At 68.5% G+C, this 16,792-nt stretch carries 17 protein-coding genes; 6 read left to right on the top strand and 11 right to left on the bottom strand.

What is annotated here, in order from left to right:
• Positions 1–35: 35 nt before the first annotated feature.
• From OXM58_13825 to OXM58_13795, 7 genes are all read right to left on the bottom strand, one after another.
• Positions 36–1,040, bottom strand: coding sequence for an ABC transporter substrate-binding protein (locus OXM58_13825; GenBank protein MDE0149444.1), 1,005 nt, complete (start codon positions 1,038–1,040; stop codon positions 36–38).
• Between the two features lie 225 nt (positions 1,041–1,265).
• Entirely contained in the window at positions 1,266–2,051 is a 786-nt protein-coding gene (locus OXM58_13820; GenBank protein ID MDE0149443.1) for an ABC transporter ATP-binding protein, read from the bottom strand.
• Positions 2,048–2,824, bottom strand: a complete 777-nt coding sequence (locus tag OXM58_13815; GenBank protein MDE0149442.1) for an ABC transporter permease — start codon at positions 2,822–2,824, stop codon at positions 2,048–2,050. The genes OXM58_13820 and OXM58_13815 overlap by 4 nt, the downstream gene beginning before the upstream one ends.
• 64 nt (positions 2,825–2,888) lie before the next feature.
• Complete coding sequence (locus OXM58_13810) at positions 2,889–3,953, bottom strand: dihydrodipicolinate synthase family protein (GenBank protein MDE0149441.1); 1,065 nt, start codon at positions 3,951–3,953, stop codon at positions 2,889–2,891.
• 5 nt (positions 3,954–3,958) lie between these two features.
• Entirely contained in the window at positions 3,959–4,810 is an 852-nt protein-coding gene (locus OXM58_13805) for a sugar phosphate isomerase/epimerase (protein MDE0149440.1), read from the bottom strand.
• A gap of 18 nt (positions 4,811–4,828) precedes the next feature.
• Positions 4,829–5,995 carry a dihydrodipicolinate synthase family protein gene (locus OXM58_13800; protein MDE0149439.1) on the bottom strand — a complete coding sequence of 389 codons (1,167 nt, stop codon included), beginning with the start codon at positions 5,993–5,995 and terminating at the stop codon, positions 4,829–4,831.
• A 2-nt stretch (positions 5,996–5,997) separates the two neighbouring features.
• Positions 5,998–7,149 carry a Gfo/Idh/MocA family oxidoreductase gene (locus OXM58_13795; protein MDE0149438.1) on the bottom strand — a complete coding sequence of 384 codons (1,152 nt, stop codon included), beginning with the start codon at positions 7,147–7,149 and terminating at the stop codon, positions 5,998–6,000.
• Between the two features lie 430 nt (positions 7,150–7,579).
• Between OXM58_13795 and OXM58_13790 the strand changes: the two genes are divergently transcribed.
• Complete coding sequence (locus OXM58_13790; protein MDE0149437.1) at positions 7,580–7,885, top strand: HigA family addiction module antitoxin; 306 nt, start codon at positions 7,580–7,582, stop codon at positions 7,883–7,885.
• A gap of 152 nt (positions 7,886–8,037) precedes the next feature.
• Complete coding sequence (locus tag OXM58_13785) at positions 8,038–8,904, top strand: isocitrate lyase/PEP mutase family protein (protein ID MDE0149436.1); 867 nt, start codon at positions 8,038–8,040, stop codon at positions 8,902–8,904.
• A 12-nt stretch (positions 8,905–8,916) separates the two neighbouring features.
• On the opposite strand, the gene OXM58_13780 is transcribed toward OXM58_13785, so the two are convergent.
• Genes OXM58_13780 through OXM58_13765 form a run of 4 tightly spaced genes read right to left on the bottom strand, consistent with a single transcriptional unit; the run spans position 8,917 to position 13,126 of the window.
• On the bottom strand, positions 8,917–9,954 hold the full coding sequence (locus tag OXM58_13780) for a TauD/TfdA family dioxygenase (protein MDE0149435.1): 1,038 nt from the start codon (positions 9,952–9,954) through the stop codon (positions 8,917–8,919).
• A gap of 31 nt (positions 9,955–9,985) precedes the next feature.
• Positions 9,986–11,302 (bottom strand): M20/M25/M40 family metallo-hydrolase, encoded by a 1,317-nt coding sequence (locus tag OXM58_13775; protein ID MDE0149434.1) that lies wholly within the window; start codon positions 11,300–11,302, stop codon positions 9,986–9,988.
• Between the two features lie 58 nt (positions 11,303–11,360).
• Positions 11,361–11,831, bottom strand: a complete 471-nt coding sequence (locus tag OXM58_13770) for a hypothetical protein (protein MDE0149433.1) — start codon at positions 11,829–11,831, stop codon at positions 11,361–11,363.
• A gap of 5 nt (positions 11,832–11,836) precedes the next feature.
• A complete protein-coding gene (locus OXM58_13765) occupies positions 11,837–13,126 on the bottom strand; it encodes a sulfite oxidase (protein MDE0149432.1) in 1,290 nt (429 codons plus the stop codon).
• Between the two features lie 420 nt (positions 13,127–13,546).
• On the opposite strand from OXM58_13765, the gene OXM58_13760 reads away from it, so the two are divergent.
• The 4 genes from OXM58_13760 (at position 13,547) to OXM58_13745 (ending at position 16,789) form a co-directional block, all read left to right on the top strand.
• A complete protein-coding gene (locus OXM58_13760; protein MDE0149431.1) occupies positions 13,547–13,954 on the top strand; it encodes a VOC family protein in 408 nt (135 codons plus the stop codon).
• Between the two features lie 25 nt (positions 13,955–13,979).
• Positions 13,980–15,125 carry a mandelate racemase gene (locus tag OXM58_13755; GenBank protein MDE0149430.1) on the top strand — a complete coding sequence of 382 codons (1,146 nt, stop codon included), beginning with the start codon at positions 13,980–13,982 and terminating at the stop codon, positions 15,123–15,125.
• 126 nt (positions 15,126–15,251) lie between these two features.
• On the top strand, positions 15,252–15,455 hold the full coding sequence (locus tag OXM58_13750; GenBank protein MDE0149429.1) for a ferredoxin: 204 nt from the start codon (positions 15,252–15,254) through the stop codon (positions 15,453–15,455).
• A complete protein-coding gene (locus tag OXM58_13745) occupies positions 15,452–16,789 on the top strand; it encodes a cytochrome P450 (protein ID MDE0149428.1) in 1,338 nt (445 codons plus the stop codon). Before OXM58_13750 ends, OXM58_13745 begins: the two co-directional genes overlap by 4 nt.
• Positions 16,790–16,792 lie beyond the last annotated feature (3 nt).

Below are 16,792 nucleotides of genomic sequence, written 5' to 3'. Positions count from 1 at the left end.
GCACAGGAGCGGGCCGCCGCCGGGCATCGCGACGACTATTCGAAGGCCGACTTGCGGTCGATCTTCGGCATCTTGATGCTGCGGTCGAGGAACTCGTTGGTGTAGCGCTCCTCGATGGCGTACTTCGTCTCGATCTTGAAGTAGGTGTTGACCAGCTCGTGGTCGGCTTTCATGCGGCCGGGATCGAAATAGCCGAGCGCCACCGTGCGCGAGATCTTGTCGCTCATCAACTCGGTCACCAGGCCCCAGTTCTCGGTTTCGTTGGCGGCCTTGAGGCCCTTGTTGGCCTCGACGAGCGCCGCGATGCAGGGCGCAGGCGTCTTTACGCAGGTTGCGAAGGCTTTCTGAGTCACCGAAACGAAGGCCGCCACCGTCTTCTTGTTGCCCTTCAGATAATCCATGTTGACGATGATCGAGTTGCCGTAGGGGTTGATGCCGTATTTGCTCCACGGGAAGAAGCCCATGTCGTTGCCCAGCACCCGCTTGAAGATGTGGTGGATGTTGTAGAAGGAGGTGGTGACATCGATCGACCCGGCCTTGAGCGCCGCCAGCTTCGCGTTCGGCTGGATATTGACCCATTTCACCGTTGCCGGGTCGACGCCGACCTTCTTGGCCAGCGCCGGCCACATCTGGCGCGCGGCGTCCCACGGCGGGTTGCCGATCTTCTTGCCGGCAAAGTCTTTCGGGCCCTTGATGCCGGAGCTGTTCAGCCAGTACATGCCATAGGGCGAGTTGGCGTAGACGTTCATCACCGCGACCATGCGGGCGCCCTTGCCCATGGTGACCAGCGCGGTGCCGAGATCGGCCAGGCCGATCGGATTCTTGCCGGCGCCGGTGCGGCGCGACGACATCGACGAGCCCTTGCCCTGCTGGATGTTCAGGTCGATGCCCGCCTTGGCGTACAGGCCCATCTTCTTGGCATAGTAGTAGGGTGCGTGGTCGCCGCCGGCGATCCAGTTGAGAATGAAATCAACCTTTTCGGCGGCGCCGGCCTGCGTCGCGCCAAGGCTGCCGGCCACGGCGACGGCCAGCGCTGCCACTGATTTTCGCCCAATCATCATTTTCCCCATTTCGCTGCTGGTTCGAAACCGTGCGCAGGCGCATGCGCGGAACCGCATCCGGCAGCCGTTCGAGCCGCCATCGCGCCCGCGATTCCTCCCGCCCGCGTTTCTTCCCGAAAGTAACCGACCGGGTACAAAATCTTACGGTGCAGCGCGGCGGGTCACAACCTTGTTGTTGGGTCGCTTGAGCGGTTGCGGCCCGCCTCACTCCACGCCGAGCAGGTGGTAGATGCGCCGCGCGTAGCTGCCGAAGCGTTCATGGGTCTTCATGTCGAGGGTGCGCGGCCGGGGCAGGTCGATGTCGATCCGGTCGGCCATGCGCGCCGGGCCGGCGGTGAGCACCACCACCCTGGTCCCGAGGAATACCGCTTCTGCGATGCCGTGGGTGACGAACAGGATCGTCTTGCGGCTCTGCTCCCAGATGCGCAGCAGTTCCAGGTTCATGCGCTCGCGGGTCAGCGCGTCGAGGGCGCCGAAGGGTTCGTCCATCAGGATCAGCCGGGGATCGTGGACCAGCGAGCGGGCGATGGCGGCGCGCTGCTGCATGCCGCCGGAGAGTTCGTAGGGATATTTCTGCTCGTGGCCGGCGAGGCCGACCATGTCGATCAGCCCACGCGCCCGCTCGCGCGCCTCGCCCATCGGCAGGCCGAGTATTTCGGCGGGCAGCAGCACATTTTCCAGCACCCGCCGCCATTTGAGCAGCAGCGGCTGCTGGAACACCATGCCGACGTCGCGCGCCGGATCGAAATCGCTGCCGGCGCCGCCGATCTCCAGCGTGCCGCCGTCGTGGGGGAAAAGGCCGGCGACGATCTTGAGCAGGGTGGTCTTGCCGCAGCCGGACGGCCCGACGATGGAAACCAGTTCGCCCTCGTTGACGTCGAAGGTGGCGTCGGAGACCGCCAGGAATTCCTCGCGGCGGGCGCGGAACACCTTCTTGACGCCGATGAGGCGGATGAAGGGCTCCCTGCCGCTGGCCGGTTGTGCGGTCATACGGTTTCGACCCGCGCATCGCGCACCACGACGAGCCGCTCCAGTCCGAGCACGATCAGGTAGAGCGCCACGCCCACCAGCGTGATCAGGATGACGGCCATCATCATCGCGGCGGTATCCAGTGTCACCTGGACCTGGCCGATCAGGTAGGCGAGGCCGGAATCCGACGCGATGATCTCGCCGACCACGGCGCCGGCGACGGCGAGCACCACCGCCACTTTCATGCCGGAGAAGATGTAGGGCAGCGAGCCGGGAAGCTGGATCTTGACGAAAATCTGCCGCCGCGTGGCGCGCAGGGTCCTGACCAGGTCGATCAGGTCGGGTTCGACCTCGCGCAGGCCGCGGGCCGTGGTGATCAGGATCGGCAGGAAGCTGATCGAGAAGGCGATGATGATGTTGGTCTGGATGCCGTAGTCGAACCAGACGATGATCAGCGGCCCGAGCGCCACCTTGGGGATCATGTTGAGGCTGACGACCAGCGGCATCAACAGGGTATCGACGGTGCGGAACCAGGAGAACAGCAGGGCGAGGCCGACGCCGACGACGACGGCAAGGAAATAGCCGCCGAAGATTTCCGCCGTCGTCACCATGGTGTTGTGGAACCAGGGATAGGTGTCGAACAGCGACAGGAGGGTTTCATGGGGCGAGGCCAGAACGAATTTCGGCACCTCGCCGACCTTGACCGCAATGTACCAGATCAGCACGACCGCCAGATGCACGAGCACGATGGCCGTCCATCGCCAGATCGTCTGGGCGGAAAGTCCCGCTCCCATGTCGCGCCTCCTTTCGGCGTCCTTCGGTCCCGGCCGGGCTCTTCTCAGGCCCTGGCCGGCCGGTTCAGGGCGCCAGCCATCTTTCCAGATTTTCCGCGACAAAGGAATCGTCGTTGAGATGCGGATAGTCCCGGCACACCCGGTCGATCTCCGCAGCCTGGCCGGGGCTCAGGGTTTCGTCCGGATCGAGGCACCAGATGCCTTCGAGCAGGCCCTGCCGGCGCAGCACCTCGTGCATTCCGGCAATGCAGCCGCGGAAATCGTTGGCGACGTCGAAGAAGGCGGCGTTGCAATCGGTGATCTGTCCGGCGAGCGCCAGCAGGTCCCGGCCGACCCGGTCGGCGCCGGCCGCGGCATGGGCCCGGTCCAACAGGGTCACGACCGACTTCACCCACACGCTCCAATGGCCGAGCAGGCCGCCGGCGATGCGCAGGTTCACCGTTTCGTCGCCACGCTTCAGGCGCCAGGGCGTCAGCAGGTCGAGCAGGATATTGTCGTCGTTGCCGGTGTAGAGGGCGATCCGGTCTTCCGCGCCGGCTTCGGCGACGCCGCGCACGACGTCCAGTGTGCCGTAACGGTCGAAGGGCGCGATCTTGATGCCGACGACCGTGTCCAGTTCGGCGAAACGCCGCCAGAAGGAATGGGGCAGCGGCACGCCGCCGACCGCCGGCTGCAGATAGAAGCCGACCACCGGCATTTCTTCCCCGATCCGCCGGCAATGGGCGATCATTTCGTCCTCGGACGCATTCCGGAATGCGGCGAGGCTGAGCAGGACGGCGTGATAGCCGAGAGCCGCCGCAACCTGCGCCTCGGCGACGGCCTGTCCGGTGCGGCCGGTGACCCCGGCGATGAGGAAAAGCGGTACATCGGCCCGATCGGTCGCCGTTTCCGCAGCCAGCCGCAGCACCGGCTCGTACAGCCCGGCCTCGCGGATCGCAAACTGCGTGGTGTGCACGCCGACCGCCAGTCCGCCCGCGCCGGCGTCGATATAGTAGCGGCTCAGCGCCCGCTGCCGGGTCTCGTCCAGAGCCCGGGCTGCGGTCAGCGCCAGGGGATGGGCCGGGATCGCCGTGCCTTTTCGGAAGCGCGCCAGCGCCGCCTCCGGGATATCCGCGACGCTCCGCGCCATCGCCGTTACACCGCGGTTTGGTGGCGTTCGATGCAGGTCGCCAGCACGTCGTCCGGCTCCCGCCGCCACCAGTTGTCTTTCGAGAAAATCTCGACCTCCGAAGCGCCGCTATAACCCGCATCTTCGACCCAGCCGCGGATTTTCGGAATGTCGATGACGCCGTCGCCCATCATGCCGCGATCGAGCAGCAGATCGATCGTCGGCACCAGCCAGTCGCTGACATGGAAGCCGAGAATCCGGCCCGCAGCACCGGCGCGCGCAATCTCCGCCTCCAGTTCCGGATCCCACCAGACGTGGTAGACGTCGACCGCCACGCCGACGCCCCCATCCGTCGAGGCGCCCAGGGAATCGCACAGGTCGTTGGCCTGCTTCAGCGTGTTCACGCAGGCGCGGTCGGCGGCATACATCGGGTGCAGCGGCTCGATGGCGAGCGGCATGCCGGCGGCGCGGGCGTGGTCCAGCAGGGCGGCGATGCCGTCGCGCACCTGCATCCGGGCGCCGGCAATGTCCTTCGAGCCTTCCGGCAGGCCGCCGACGACCAGGATCAGGCATTCCGCTCCGATGGCCGCAGCGTCGTCGATGGCCCGGCGGTTATCGTCCAGGGCGGCCCGCCGCCCTGCCGGGGTTGCTGCCGGAAACATGCCGCCCCGGCACAGACCGGTGACACGCAGGCCGGCGTCCCGGATCAGCCGGGCGGCCCGCCTGGCGCCGCATTCCGCCAGCTTGTCGCGCCAGGGCGCGATGCCGCCGATATCGTGGCGGGCGCAGCCCTCGATGCACTGCGCCAGGGTCCACTGCGCCTGCACCGTCGCCGTGTTGAGCGAGAGCAGCGCCGTATCGCCGGAAAAGTCGCGCATCGCGAACGATCCGGGGCCTCAGGCGACGCCACGAACCGCGAGCACCGCGGCCATGCGCGCCGCCGCACGCTCCGGGTCGCGCAGCAGGCCGGCCTTGTCGGCGAGGCGGAACAGGTCGCTCAGATGCAGGGTCGAGCGCGCGCTCTCCTGGCCGCCGACCAAGGTGAAATGGTCCTGGTGGCCGTTCAGATAGGCCATGAAGACGACGCCGGTCTTGTAGAAGCGCGTCGGCGTGCGGAAGATGTGGCGCGACAGGGGCACGGTCGGCGCCAGGGTCGCGAAATAGCCGTCCATGTCCTGCCGTGCCATGGCGAGAAGCGCGGCGCTCGCCGCCGGGGCGATGGCGTCGAAGATGCCGAGCAGGGCGTGGGAGAAGCCCTCCGTGTCGCCGGCGATCAGCGCCGGATAGTTGAAATCGTCGCCGGTATACATGCGCACGCTCGGCGGCAGGCGGCGGCGCATGGCGATCTCCTTGCCGTCGTCGAGCAGGGAAATCTTGATGCCGTCGATCTTCTCCGTATGGGCCGCCAGGATCGACAGGCAGACCTCCATCGCCGCCATGTGGTCGGGGTCGCCCCAGTAGCCGTCCAGCGCGGGATCGAACATCTCGCCCAGCCAGTGGATCAGCACCGGCTCGCGCACTTGGGAGAGGATGCGGCCGTAGACCTTCTCGTAATCCGCCGGCCCGGCGGCGCAGACGGCGAGCGCCCGGCTCGCCATCAGGACGATGCGCCCGCCCGCGGCCTCGACCGCCTCGCACTGTTCCTCGTAGGCGCGGATCACGTCGTCGACGCCGGTGTCCGGCCCCGGCGCCAGATGGTCCGTGCCGGCGCCGCAGGCGATCAGCCCGCCGCCGTCCCGCGCCCTGGCGGCGGCGACCGAGCGCCGGATCAGCTCGTGCGAGGTCGGCCAGTCCAGCCCCATGCCGCGCTGGGCGGTGTCCATGGCTTCCGCGACGCCGAGGCCGAGCGACCACAGATGCTCGCGATAGGCCAATGTCGCCTCCCAGTCGAGGGCGGTGTCGAGCCAGGGGTCGGCGTCGGCGCGCGGATCGTTGACGACATGGGCGGCGGCATACGCGATGCGGGGCAGGGCGTCGGCGCGCGCCGGTTCGTAGGTCAGCGGCTGCGACAGACGGTAGGCCTCGATCCGGCCGTCGCTCGTCGGCAGGTCGACCGATGCCACGGTCAGAGCTCCAGTTCCGGCACGTCGACCCAGCGTCGCTCGCGCCAGCTGCGGTAGCCGAGTTCGGCAAGCTGCACGCCCCTGGCGCCGGAGAGGAAGGTGTAGTCCCAGGGCGCGTCCTCGTAGAGATACCGGATGAAATCCTGCCACTGGGTCTTGAAGCCGTTCTCGTAGGCTCCGTCGTCCGGCGCCTCCTGCCAGCCGGCGCGGAAATCGATGGTCTGGGGCACGTCCGGGTTCCACACCGGCCTGGGCGTGTCGTCCCGGGGCTGGACGAGGCAGCGGGTCAGCCCGGCGACGGCGGAACCGTGGGTGCCGTCGACATGGAAGGTCGCCAGATCGTCCCGACGCACCCGGGTGCACCAGGAGGAGTTGATCTGGGCGACGATGCCGCCCTCCAGCTGGAACAGGGCATAGGCGGCGTCCTCGACGTCGGCGTCGTAGGGCTCGCCGGCCTCGTCCCAGCGCTGCGGAATGTGGATCGCGCCGTGGCAGCAGACCGCCCGGACCGGCGCGATCGTATGGTCGAGCACATAGCGCCAGTGGCACAGCATATCGAGGATAATGCCGCCGCCTTCGGCCTTGCGGTAGTTCCAGGACGGCCGCTGCGCCGGCTCCCGGTCGCCCTCGAACACCCAGTAGCCGAACTCGCCGCGCACCGAGAGGATGCGGCCGAAGAAGCCGCTGTCCCGCAGCCGGCGCAGCTTGATCAGGCCGGGCAGGCTGAGCTTGTCGTGGACCACGCCGCCCCGGACGCCCTTGTCGCGCGCTGCGCGGGCGATGGCGAGCGCGTCGTCGAGCGTCTCGGCGACCGGCTTTTCGGTGTAGATGTCCTTGCCGGCAGCGATCGCCTTCAGCAGCAGGTCCTTGCGCATCTGCGTGGTCGCGGCGTCGAAGAACAGGGTGTCGTCCGGATCGGCGAGGGCGGCGTCGAGGTCGGTCGTCCAGCGCGCGATGCCGTTCGCTTCGGCGAGCGCCGCCAGCTTCGCTTCGTTGCGGCCAACCAGGATCGGGTCGGGGACGACCCGGTCGCCGTTGTCCAGCCGCACGCCGCCCTCGGCCCGGATGGCGCAGATCGAGCGCACCAGATGCTGGTTCGTCCCCATGCGCCCGGTGACGCCGTTCATGATCAGTCCGAGACGGTGCGTTGTCATCTCTGCCTTTCCCCGTGCGGCCGGCCCCCGGACATCGGTTCGATGCCGCCCGCGGGCCGCAACCGGTCGGTCGCGCGACCGTAAATTCCCGCGCAAGGCCGGTCAATTGCGAGGGCGATTCCAGCAATCGACGGACGAAACATTATCGCTTCTCATCCTTGTCACCCCGGATGGAGCGAAGCGGAAGTCCGGGGTCCAGAGCCGCAAGGAAAAGCCTGCGCTTGTGGCACTGGGCCCCGGCTCAAGGCCGGGGCGGCAAGATTCTTCCAAATAAGCCGGCACTCCATCCATCATTTCGACCGGAGCGGCGAATTCATTCTGTGCGGCGTTTCGAACCCTGCTAAGTAGCCGAGAGACATTTCGACTTCGCGGTTCATGGAACCGCTTCAGCCGATATGACAGAGAGGCGATTGCAAGGAGGGGGAACATCATGACGCGCGATCCCATCCATCCGGGCGAGACGCTTCGCGAGGACCTCGACGCGCTCGGGATGAGCGCGGCCGAACTGGCCCGGCGGATCGAAGTTCCGGTGAACCGGATTACGGAAATCCTCAACGGGCGGCGTGCCGTCACCGGCGACACGGCGCTGCGTCTGGGACGCTTCTTCGGTACCTCCGGCGAATTTTGGTTGAACCTGCAGAAGCTCTATGAGCTGCGGCGTGCGGAGCAGAAAAAAGGCGCGGAGATTGCCCGCCTGCCTTCGCTGGACGACAACCGGTTGCGCGCTTCAGGCTGATTTGCCGGCCGGTGTAGCTGGAAGATTTGAACGCAATTTTCCGGTCTGGCGCTGGAGATATCCCAGGATCGCGTTGCGGCATGTTCGCAGCGCGGCCGGATCGGCTGCTAGAATGGCCGAAATCCATTGTCGCGACCCGGAGATAGACGATCATGCACCGCGCTTCCTTCCGCAGCGTTCTCGCCGCCCACGACCCGCTGATCCTGATCGGCGCCCATGACGGGCTGAGCGCCCGGCTGATCGAACAGGCCGGCTATCCCGCCTTCTTCATCGGCGGCTTTCCGCTGGTCGGCGCGCGCTACGGCGTGCCGGACATCGGCATCAAGGGCCTCGGCGAGATCGCGGCCGGGGTGCGCGACATCCTGGGCGCGACCGGCCTGCCGGTGCTGGTCGACGGAGACGACGGCTACGGCGACGTCAAGAATGTCGCCCACACGGTCCGCACCTACGAAGCGATGGGCGCCGGCGCCATCATGATCGAGGACCAGACCTGGCCCAAGCGCTGCGGCCACATGGCGGGCAAGGATGTCGTCGACTCCGCTTTCATGGTCGACAAGGTGCAGGCGGCGCTTGACGCAAGGCGCGATCCCGACACCATGATCGTCGCGCGCACCGACGCCCGCGCCGTCCACGGCCTGGACGAGGCGCTGCGCCGGGGCCGGGCCTATGTCGAGGCCGGCGCGGACGCGATCTTCGTCGAGGCGCCGGAGACCGAGGAGGAATTGGCGATCGTCGGCGGCGCCTTCGACGTGCCGCAGCTCGCCAACCCGCTCGAAGGCGGCCGCACGCCGATCCTGCCGCCGGACCGGCTGCACGACCTCGGCTTCGACGTCATCGTCTACGGCATCTCGCTGATCCTGCGCATCGCGCGGACGATGCAGGACGCGCTCGCCGATTTCCGCTCCGGCAAGATGAAGCTGTGGGAGACCGGTGTCGGCTTCGAGGAGTACAAGCGGATCGTCGGCTTCGACGACTGGGCCGCGACCGAGGACCGGTTCGGCCGCAGCCGGAACTGGTAGGCGCCCGCCCGATTATTCCGTGGCGTAGGCCGGCCGGTCCGCGTGGCCGGGAAAGCCGCCGCGCACGGTGCCGGGCCGGCGGTCGCGGTAGACGGCCGACCAGCCCTCCGGCAGCGGGCGGCTGTTCGGCACCGAGAGCCACAGGCGCAGCAGGTGGCGCCTGCGCGCCGGTTCCGGATGATCCTCGAATTCCGTGCGCGCGTGGTAGGTCGTGTGGCTGTTCAGGAACACCATGTCGCCCGGCTCCAGCATCATGTCGAGGCAGAAGGCCGGATCGCCGGCCAGCCGGTCGATGGCCGCCAGCGCGTCGCGTTGCAGCCCGGTCAGCGGCGGCGCATCGTGGTGCTTGCGGGCCGACAGGATATGGGTGTGGATGTAGCGGCTGGCGAAATGGCCCCGCTCGACGCCGTAGATCGGCTGCCCGTACCACGCCGCCTCGCCCGGCTGCTCCTGGCCTTGCCGGCTCCAGATAAACGGTTCATACAGAATTTTCAGAAATTCCGGATGCTGCCTGGCAATCTCGTTGTGGATCGCCACCGAACTGACGAACCGGCTCAGTCCGCCGGACCTGGCCGTCCTGAGGAAAAACAGGGCGCTGACATCCGCCGAATCGGTGTGGAACTCCAGTTCGGCCCGGCTGGTATAGCCCCGGCCCTCGCGCCCGGACATGTCGGTGCCGATGTCGCGCACGTCGCCCAGCATGTCGCCGCGCTTGCTCTGGGAGACGGCGGTGCCGATATGCCGGCCGATGCCCCAGTAGAGCCGGCGCAGATCGTCGATGTTGCGGCCCTCCGCCGGGAAACCGCGGAACAGGAAGATACCGCAGCCGGTTTCCAGCACGTCCCGCGCATGCAGCAGCCGATGCGCAAAGGCCGGCAACGGCAGGTCGGCGGCGGTCATGGCGGCGAACGGGCGGCCCGCGGCGATGCACCGGTCGAGGCCGGCCCCGATCTCCGCCCGGTCGCCCGCCGTCAGCTGGTAGACCCAGTCGTTTCGTTTTGCCAGGTCCGGGCCGCGCCAGTCCGCCGGGCTGTCGATCGGGCCATACATCGTTCTGGGCGTCGTGTTCGCTTTCGCCGTCTCACGCAGCGACGCCGCAAACCTGCAGCGCCGTCAGGGCGAACACCTTCGCCAGCTTGACCAGGTCGTCGAGGGCGACCGGCCGCTGTACGCCCGCCGCGCCGCGCGGCCCGCCAGGATCGGCGACCGGCGGGCCGTAGCCTATGGCGGGGATGCCGGCTTCGTTGAAGGCGTTGCTGTCGCGCCACATGCTCATTTCGAGCGCCGACGTATAGTCGAGCGGGCCGCCGACCGCCGTTTCATGGGCCGCGCGCAGCGCGTCGAGCAGCGGTTCGGCGTTTTCGGCGATATAGCCGCGCTTGAAATCGTAGGCGTCGATCTGCGCCTCGATACCGGTCGCGGCGACGGCCTCGCGCACCTGCCGCCGGATCGACGGTGCATGGGCATTCGGCATCAGGCGCACGTCGAAGAAGATGTGGCAATGGTCCCGCTCCTCGGTCCAGGGCGGCCCGGCCGGGCGCATTTCCAGAACCTGCGCCTTGGGGATCAGCGTGCCGCCCCGGAAGGTCTCCTGCCCTTCGGTTTCGTAGCGCCGGGCCCAGTCTTCCAGCGCCAGGACCACGCGCGAAGCACGCTCGAACGGGTTGGGGCTCCCGGCCGGCCCGTCATTGCGGCGCAGGCCGGGCGTGTAGGCCAGGTTGCCCGGCACGGCGATGCGCAGGCGCAGATAGCCGGCCTGGGCGACCGTGACGCGGAAATCGGAAACCTCGCTGATCAGCGCGTAGTCGGCGACCACGCCGTGCTCGACCAGCCAGCGCGCGCCGTAGCCCTCGCGCACCTGGCTGGCTGCCGGCCCGACGCCGGACCAGCCGGCGATGTCCGCGGCAGCCGCGGGCGGCGCCGAGGTTTCCTGGCCGCTTCCGGCGAGGAAAAAATCCTCCTTGAGCGTCAGCCCGGACCGGACGATGGCCCGCATGGCGATCATCTGGGCCGCCAGCTGCGCCTTGTCGTTGGCGAGGCCGCGGCCGAACACCTGCCCGTCCTCGATCCAGGCGCCGCGCAGGCGTTGCTCGGCCGCCTCGCCGCCGGCGGGCCGGGCGCCCTGGGTGTCGATATGGGCGTTGAGGATCAGGGAGCGCCCGCCGCCGGCGCGGTCGCCGGTGCCGCGGACCAGGCCGATCGCGTTGACGCTCTCCGGCGCCATGAACTGGAGCCGGGCCTCGATGCCGGCCTCGTGCAGCCAGGCGACGACCGCCTCGCCGACCTGCCGTTCCTCGCCGGAATAGTCGGGCAGGTTGCCGAGGGCGAGGCACAGCTCGGCCAGCGCTTCCCGGTCGCCCTCGATGCCGTCCAGAACGGCCTGGAATTCCTGCTCCACGCAAACCCGCCCGTAACGCCGTTGCCGGCGGCAGGATACCGCCGTCGCGCGCGCCGGGCTAGCGTCCCATCTTCCGCGCCCGCCGGTCCCGGCCGTAGAAGCGGGCGAGATAGTCGAGGACCAGCTTTTCGTCCTCCGGCTCGATTTCCGCCATCTCGTGCTCCTCGACCATGTAGACCAGCACCTCCGCCCAGTCCGCGCGCGTCAGGCCCTGCTGGGTGACCAGCTTCATGGAATGGCAGGCGCTGCAGTAGGCGAAGACCTCGTCGCGGCCGTCGCCGGGCGGCATGCCCTCGTAATCGTCCTCGTCGTCTTCGTTCTCGTCCTCGTCGTCTTCGTCTTCGTCTTCGTCCTCATCGTCGCCCGACCCGGCGGCGGGGGCGTTCGCAGCCTTTTCCGGTTCGGCCTTGCCGGCCGGCGCGTCGGCCGCCAGCGCGCCGCCCGCCATCGCCAACAGGACGGCGAGCGTTACGGCCAGGATCGTCCGGGCCGCGGCGGCGAAGGCCGCGGCCCGTGCCGGCGATGGCATGGCGGTCAGCTGACCCGTACGGAGATGCGGTGCATCGAGTTGTTCAGGTAGCCCTTCGGGTTCCACGCGATGGCGAAGGGCTGGATGACGCCGCGGGAGTCGGTCGCCCGGGCCCAGACCTCGTAATAGCCCTTCTGCGGGAACTTCAGCGCCGCCTTCCAGTGCTGCCAGGCATAGGGGTTCGCCGGCTTGCCGAGCTCGGCCCGCTGCCAGGACGCGCCGAAGTCCATCGACACGTCGACCCGCGCCACCGTGTCGTCGCCCGCCCAGGCGTGGCCGCCGACCTCCAGCTCGCGGCCGGAGATGGTCAGCCCGGTCTTGGGCGTCGTGATCAGCGATTTCACCGGCATGGCGTGGATGATGCCCATGGCGCTTTTCGGCACCTTCTCGCCGGGCGAGACCGGATAGTCGGGCACCCGGTAGGCGCTGCCGGTCATCTTCGGCCCGTCATGGACCTTGTCGCGCAGCCAGATGCGCCGCAGCCATTTCTGCGAGCAGGAGCCCGGCCAGCCGGGGATCACCAGGCGCAGCGGCGCGCCGTTCATCGCATGGAGCGGCCCGCCGTTCATGCCGAAGGCGATCAGGTTGCTCGGGTTCATCGCCTTGTCGATCGGCACGCCGCGCGAGATCGGCAGTTTGCCCTCCTTGCCGGAGAGGTGCGTATCGGCGCCAACATGGGCGGTGTAGACGACGTTCGGCTGGACCCCCGCGGCCTTGAGCACGTCGGCCAGCCGCACGCCGGTCCAGTTCGAGCTGGCGACCGCGCCGACCGTCCACTGGTTGCCGCGCGCCGGCGGGTCGAAGAAGGCCCGGCCGTTGCCGCCGCACTCGATGGTGAGCTGCTGGGTCACGACCTCGAACTTCTTCTTCAGGTCGTCGATGCTGTAGGTCGCGGGGCTGTTGACCAGGCCGTCGATACGCAGCGTCCAGGCCGCCGGGTCCATATCCTCCGGCACGAGGCCGTTGTTGCGGATGAAATGCCGGGCCGTCGGCGTCACCGCGTCGTTGAGCAGATGGGCCGGGGTCTCGGCGTTGACCGGCCGGTCGTTGAGCACCGTGAGCCCGTCCTTGCCCTCGATCGCCATCTTGTTGGCGGCGAGCGCTTCGGGGATGAAGCCCGACGGCATGTTGCGGTGGAACGGGATCGCCGCGCCGATCAGCGCGCCCATGCTGGCGAGGCCGGCGCCTTTGAGGAACCCGCGGCGGTCCGGATGCGCCTCGCGCCCGAACACGATCCGGTCGGCTTTCTCCGGGTCTTCGGCGTAGAGTTCGAACAGGTCGGCTTTCTTGGACATATTCATTTCCTCCTATGTTAGACTTATTCCATTATGGCCGTTTCCGGCAGAGCCCGTCAACCGGGAACGCCGGTCCCGGCCCGTCGGAATCCGTGGCCCGGCACCGTATCCTACGGCCCTCCAACGATTCGCTCCGCCCGTCATTCCGACCGGAGTCTCGGATTCAATCCGGGGCGGAGCGGAGGAATCCCGGCGCCGGACTCAGGGTTCTTGTTCATCGGGTTCGAGTCGAGATTCCTCCGCTCGCTTCGCTCGGTCGGAATGACGGGATAGGGATTTCGTCCGGCCGTCTTTTGTAGGGGAGGGTTTCAAACCCTCCCCTACGATCCTTACCGCTTCCCCGCCGCCTCTCCGGCTGGACAGCCCCGCCCCCTTTCGCCGACAATGGCCTCTGCCATCGTCAATCGGAGGGAGCGCGTCATGGCCAAACTGCGCCACATTGCGCTTCAGGTGCCGGACCTCGAGAAGGCGGCCGGGTTCTACGAGCGGGTGTTCGGCCTCGAACGGGTGCGCGAGGCGGAGAGCCCGATCGGCAACGCCGTCATGCTGAGCGACGGGGTGATGAACCTCACCCTGCTCCATTTCCCGGACGGCAAGGGCGGCCAGGTCAACGGGCCGGACTGGGCCGGGCTGCACCATATGGGCTTCGTCGTCGACGACCTCGACGAGACCGGCCGGCGCATCGAGGACGCCGGCGGAACCTTCTTCATGCAGCTGCCGGACCATTATCCCGGCGTCGACGCCGAGACCAAGTACAAGGACAATCACGGCATCGTCTTCGACATTTCCGACCACGACTGGACCCAGGCCGGGCAACAGGGCGGATAGCAGGGCGGGGCGGCTGCCGCCGGCCATGAAGATTACCGCGATCCGCGAAGAGACGGTCTCGCTCGCCTCCGGCCTGCGCAACGCCGGCATCGCCTACGATGCCATGACCGCCAGCGCGGTCGTCGTCGAGACCGACGGCGACCTGCGCGGCCTCGGCTTCGATTCGGTCGGGCGCTACGGCCACGGCGCGCTGCTGCGCGAACGCTTCATCCCGCGCCTGCTCGACGCGCCGCCCGGCGAGCTGGTGGACGGCGACGGCCTGATCGACCCGGCCGCCGCCTGGCGCGCCATGATGGCGAACGAGAAACCGGGCGGCCACGGCGAGCGCGCCGGCGCGGTCGGGGTGCTGGACATGGCGCTGTGGGACCTGCGGGCGCGCCAGCGCGGCGAGCCGGCCTGGCGCACGATCGCCGGTTATTTCGGCTTCGACGGCGCGCCGGACGTAACTGTCTACGGCACGGGCGGCCATTACGGCGCGGACGCCGCCGATACCGAGCCGTTGCGCGAGAGCCTCGCCGACGCGCGCGGTCGCGGCTTCCGGACCTTCAAGATCAAGATCGGCGGCGCGCCGCTGGCGACCGATCTCGCCCGGGTCGAGGCGGCCTTGGAGATTGCCGGGCCGGGCGCCCTGGCGCTCGACACCAACGGTGTCTGGGAGCCGGAAACGGCGGCCGGATGGCTGGCCGCGCTGGCGGACTACGACCTCGCCTGGGTCGAGGAGCCGGTTTCCCCCCTGGACTATGCCGGGCTGGCCGCGCTCGCCGGGCGCTTTCCTGTGCCCATCGGCACGGGCGAGAACCTGTTTTCCTTCGACGACGCCCGCAACCTCGAACGCCACGGCGGCCTCAGGCCGGACCGCGATTGGCTGCAGTTCGATATCTCGCTCAGCTACGGCCTGCCGGAATATGTCCGGATGGTCGACTGTTTCACCGCGAAGGGCTGGTCGCCGCGCCGCTTCGCGCCCCATGCCGGCCATGTCCTCGCGCTCCACACGGTGGCGGCGCTCGGACTCGGCATGGCCGAGGTCGCGCTCGATGCTGCCCTGCCGATCGGCGGCCTGCCGGGCGGCGCCGTCGTCGAAGACGGGCGGGTGACGCTGCCGGACGCGCCCGGCTTCGGCATCGAGACAATGCCCGCGCTCTACGCCTGTTTCTCCGGTCTGCTCGCCTGAAAAGGAACCCGGCCGCCGCAACCAAACGGCCGTTGGGTCACGCCGCGCCCTTTCCTTTTTCCGCCGGCCGGTGGAACATGCGCGCAAACGGGCAGGCGGACGGACAACCTGCAAGGGAAACCGGGCATGAAAGTACGGGTCGATCCGGAACGGTGCGAGGGACACAGCCGCTGCCATGCGCTGGCGCCCGAACTGTTCGCGCTGGACGATTTCGGCAACGCGACGGCGGTGGGCGACGGCGCCGTGCCGCCCGGCATGGAAGAAAAAGCGCGCCTGGCCGTGGCCAACTGCCCGGAATACGCCGTCGAGATTGCGGAGGATGCGGGATGAGCGACAGCAAGCCCGGCAGCGAAACTCGCGGGAACGCCGGGCCGGAACCCGGCACCGAAGCCGGCGCCTGCCCGGTCACCGGCCAGCCGCCGGCCGGGCAATCCCCGCACGAGGCGCTGGAACGGCCGCCGGTCACGGACTGGCGCACCGACTGGGACCATCTCGATCCCCAGTGGCGCGACAACCCCTTCCCGATCTGGGACGATCTGCGCAAGGGCCCGATCGCCCGCACCGAGCGCTTCGAAGGCGCCTGGCTGCCGACCCGCTACGCGGACGTCAAGGCCATCGCCTACGATACCGAGCACTTCACGTCGCGCCGCATCCTCCTGCGCCACAAGAAATACGAGGACCCGCCGCTGCCTGCGCCGCCGATCACCTCCGACCCGCCGGAGCACAAGGCGCACAAGCAGGTGCTGCTGCCCTTCTTCACGCCGCAGGAGGTCGGCAAGCTGGAGCCGATGGCGCGCCGGGTCTGCAACGAGCTGATCGACGACTTCATCGCCGACGGGCGCTGCGACGCCGCCCAGCACTACGCCCGCCACATCCCGGTGCGCATCATCGCCTACATGCTCGGCGTGCCGGTGCGCGACAGCGACCGGTTCATCCGGTGGATCCACGAGATTCTGGAGGTCGGCATCGTCGACGACGAGATCGGCAAGAACGCGACCAAGGCGATGCGCGACTATTTCCGCCACCATATCGCGCTGCGCAAGGAAGGCCGGACGGAAGCCGATCCCGACGGGCCGGAGCCGGACCTGATCCGGGTGATGATGGACGGCTCGCTGAACGGCGTGCCCTTCGAGGAAAACCACGTCCTCGGCACGCTCAACCTGCTGATGATCGCGGGAATCGACACGACCTGGAGTTCGATCGGCGCCGCGATCATGCATCTCGGCCAGCACCCGGAAGACCGGCGGCGCCTGCTCGACGAGCCGGAACTGATGCCGACGGCGATCGAGGAGCTGCTGCGCGCCTATTCGCCGGTCACCATGGCGCGCGAGATCAAGAAGGACGTGGAGATGGGCGGCTGCCCGATGAAGAAGGGGGAGATGGTGCTCCTGTCCTTCCCGGCGGCCAACCGCGACCCGGCCATGTTCCCGGACGCCGACAAGGTGGTGCTCGACCGGCAGGAGAACCGCCACGGCGCCTTCGGCCTCGGCATCCACCGCTGCGTCGGCTCGAACCTGGCGCGCATGGAGTTGCGGGTCGGCATCGAGGAATGGCTGAAGCGAATCCCGGACTACCGGGTCGACGGCGAGGTGCGCTGGTCCGACGGCACGGTGCGCGGTCCGCGGACGCTGCCCGTCGCGTTCGGGCCGGTCGCGTTCGGGTAGGGC

It is taken from the genome of Rhodospirillaceae bacterium (assembly GCA_028819475.1).
In the GTDB taxonomy this organism is placed as follows: domain Bacteria; phylum Pseudomonadota; class Alphaproteobacteria; order Bin65; family Bin65; genus Bin65.
This window is presented reverse-complemented; position numbering and strand designations above follow the sequence as displayed.

Excerpts from the sequence above, each read along its gene's own strand:
- OXM58_13805 (MDE0149440.1), bottom strand. The coding sequence starts at position 4,810 with ATGCGCGACTTTTCCGGCGATACGGCGCTGCTCTCGCTCAACACGGCG.
- OXM58_13750 (MDE0149429.1), top strand. The coding sequence starts at position 15,252 with ATGAAAGTACGGGTCGATCCGGAACGGTGCGAGGGACACAGCCGCTGC.
- OXM58_13795 (MDE0149438.1), bottom strand. The coding sequence starts at position 7,149 with ATGACAACGCACCGTCTCGGACTGATCATGAACGGCGTCACCGGGCGC.
- OXM58_13815 (MDE0149442.1), bottom strand. The coding sequence starts at position 2,824 with ATGGGAGCGGGACTTTCCGCCCAGACGATCTGGCGATGGACGGCCATC.
- OXM58_13755 (MDE0149430.1), top strand. The coding sequence starts at position 13,980 with ATGAAGATTACCGCGATCCGCGAAGAGACGGTCTCGCTCGCCTCCGGC.
- OXM58_13790 (MDE0149437.1), top strand. The coding sequence starts at position 7,580 with ATGACGCGCGATCCCATCCATCCGGGCGAGACGCTTCGCGAGGACCTC.
- OXM58_13770 (MDE0149433.1), bottom strand. The coding sequence starts at position 11,831 with ATGCCATCGCCGGCACGGGCCGCGGCCTTCGCCGCCGCGGCCCGGACG.
- OXM58_13765 (MDE0149432.1), bottom strand. The coding sequence starts at position 13,126 with ATGTCCAAGAAAGCCGACCTGTTCGAACTCTACGCCGAAGACCCGGAG.
- OXM58_13780 (MDE0149435.1), bottom strand. The coding sequence starts at position 9,954 with ATGTATGGCCCGATCGACAGCCCGGCGGACTGGCGCGGCCCGGACCTG.
- OXM58_13820 (MDE0149443.1), bottom strand. The coding sequence starts at position 2,051 with ATGACCGCACAACCGGCCAGCGGCAGGGAGCCCTTCATCCGCCTCATC.
- OXM58_13745 (MDE0149428.1), top strand. The coding sequence starts at position 15,452 with ATGAGCGACAGCAAGCCCGGCAGCGAAACTCGCGGGAACGCCGGGCCG.
- OXM58_13760 (MDE0149431.1), top strand. The coding sequence starts at position 13,547 with ATGGCCAAACTGCGCCACATTGCGCTTCAGGTGCCGGACCTCGAGAAG.
- OXM58_13785 (MDE0149436.1), top strand. The coding sequence starts at position 8,038 with ATGCACCGCGCTTCCTTCCGCAGCGTTCTCGCCGCCCACGACCCGCTG.
- OXM58_13810 (MDE0149441.1), bottom strand. The coding sequence starts at position 3,953 with ATGGCGCGGAGCGTCGCGGATATCCCGGAGGCGGCGCTGGCGCGCTTC.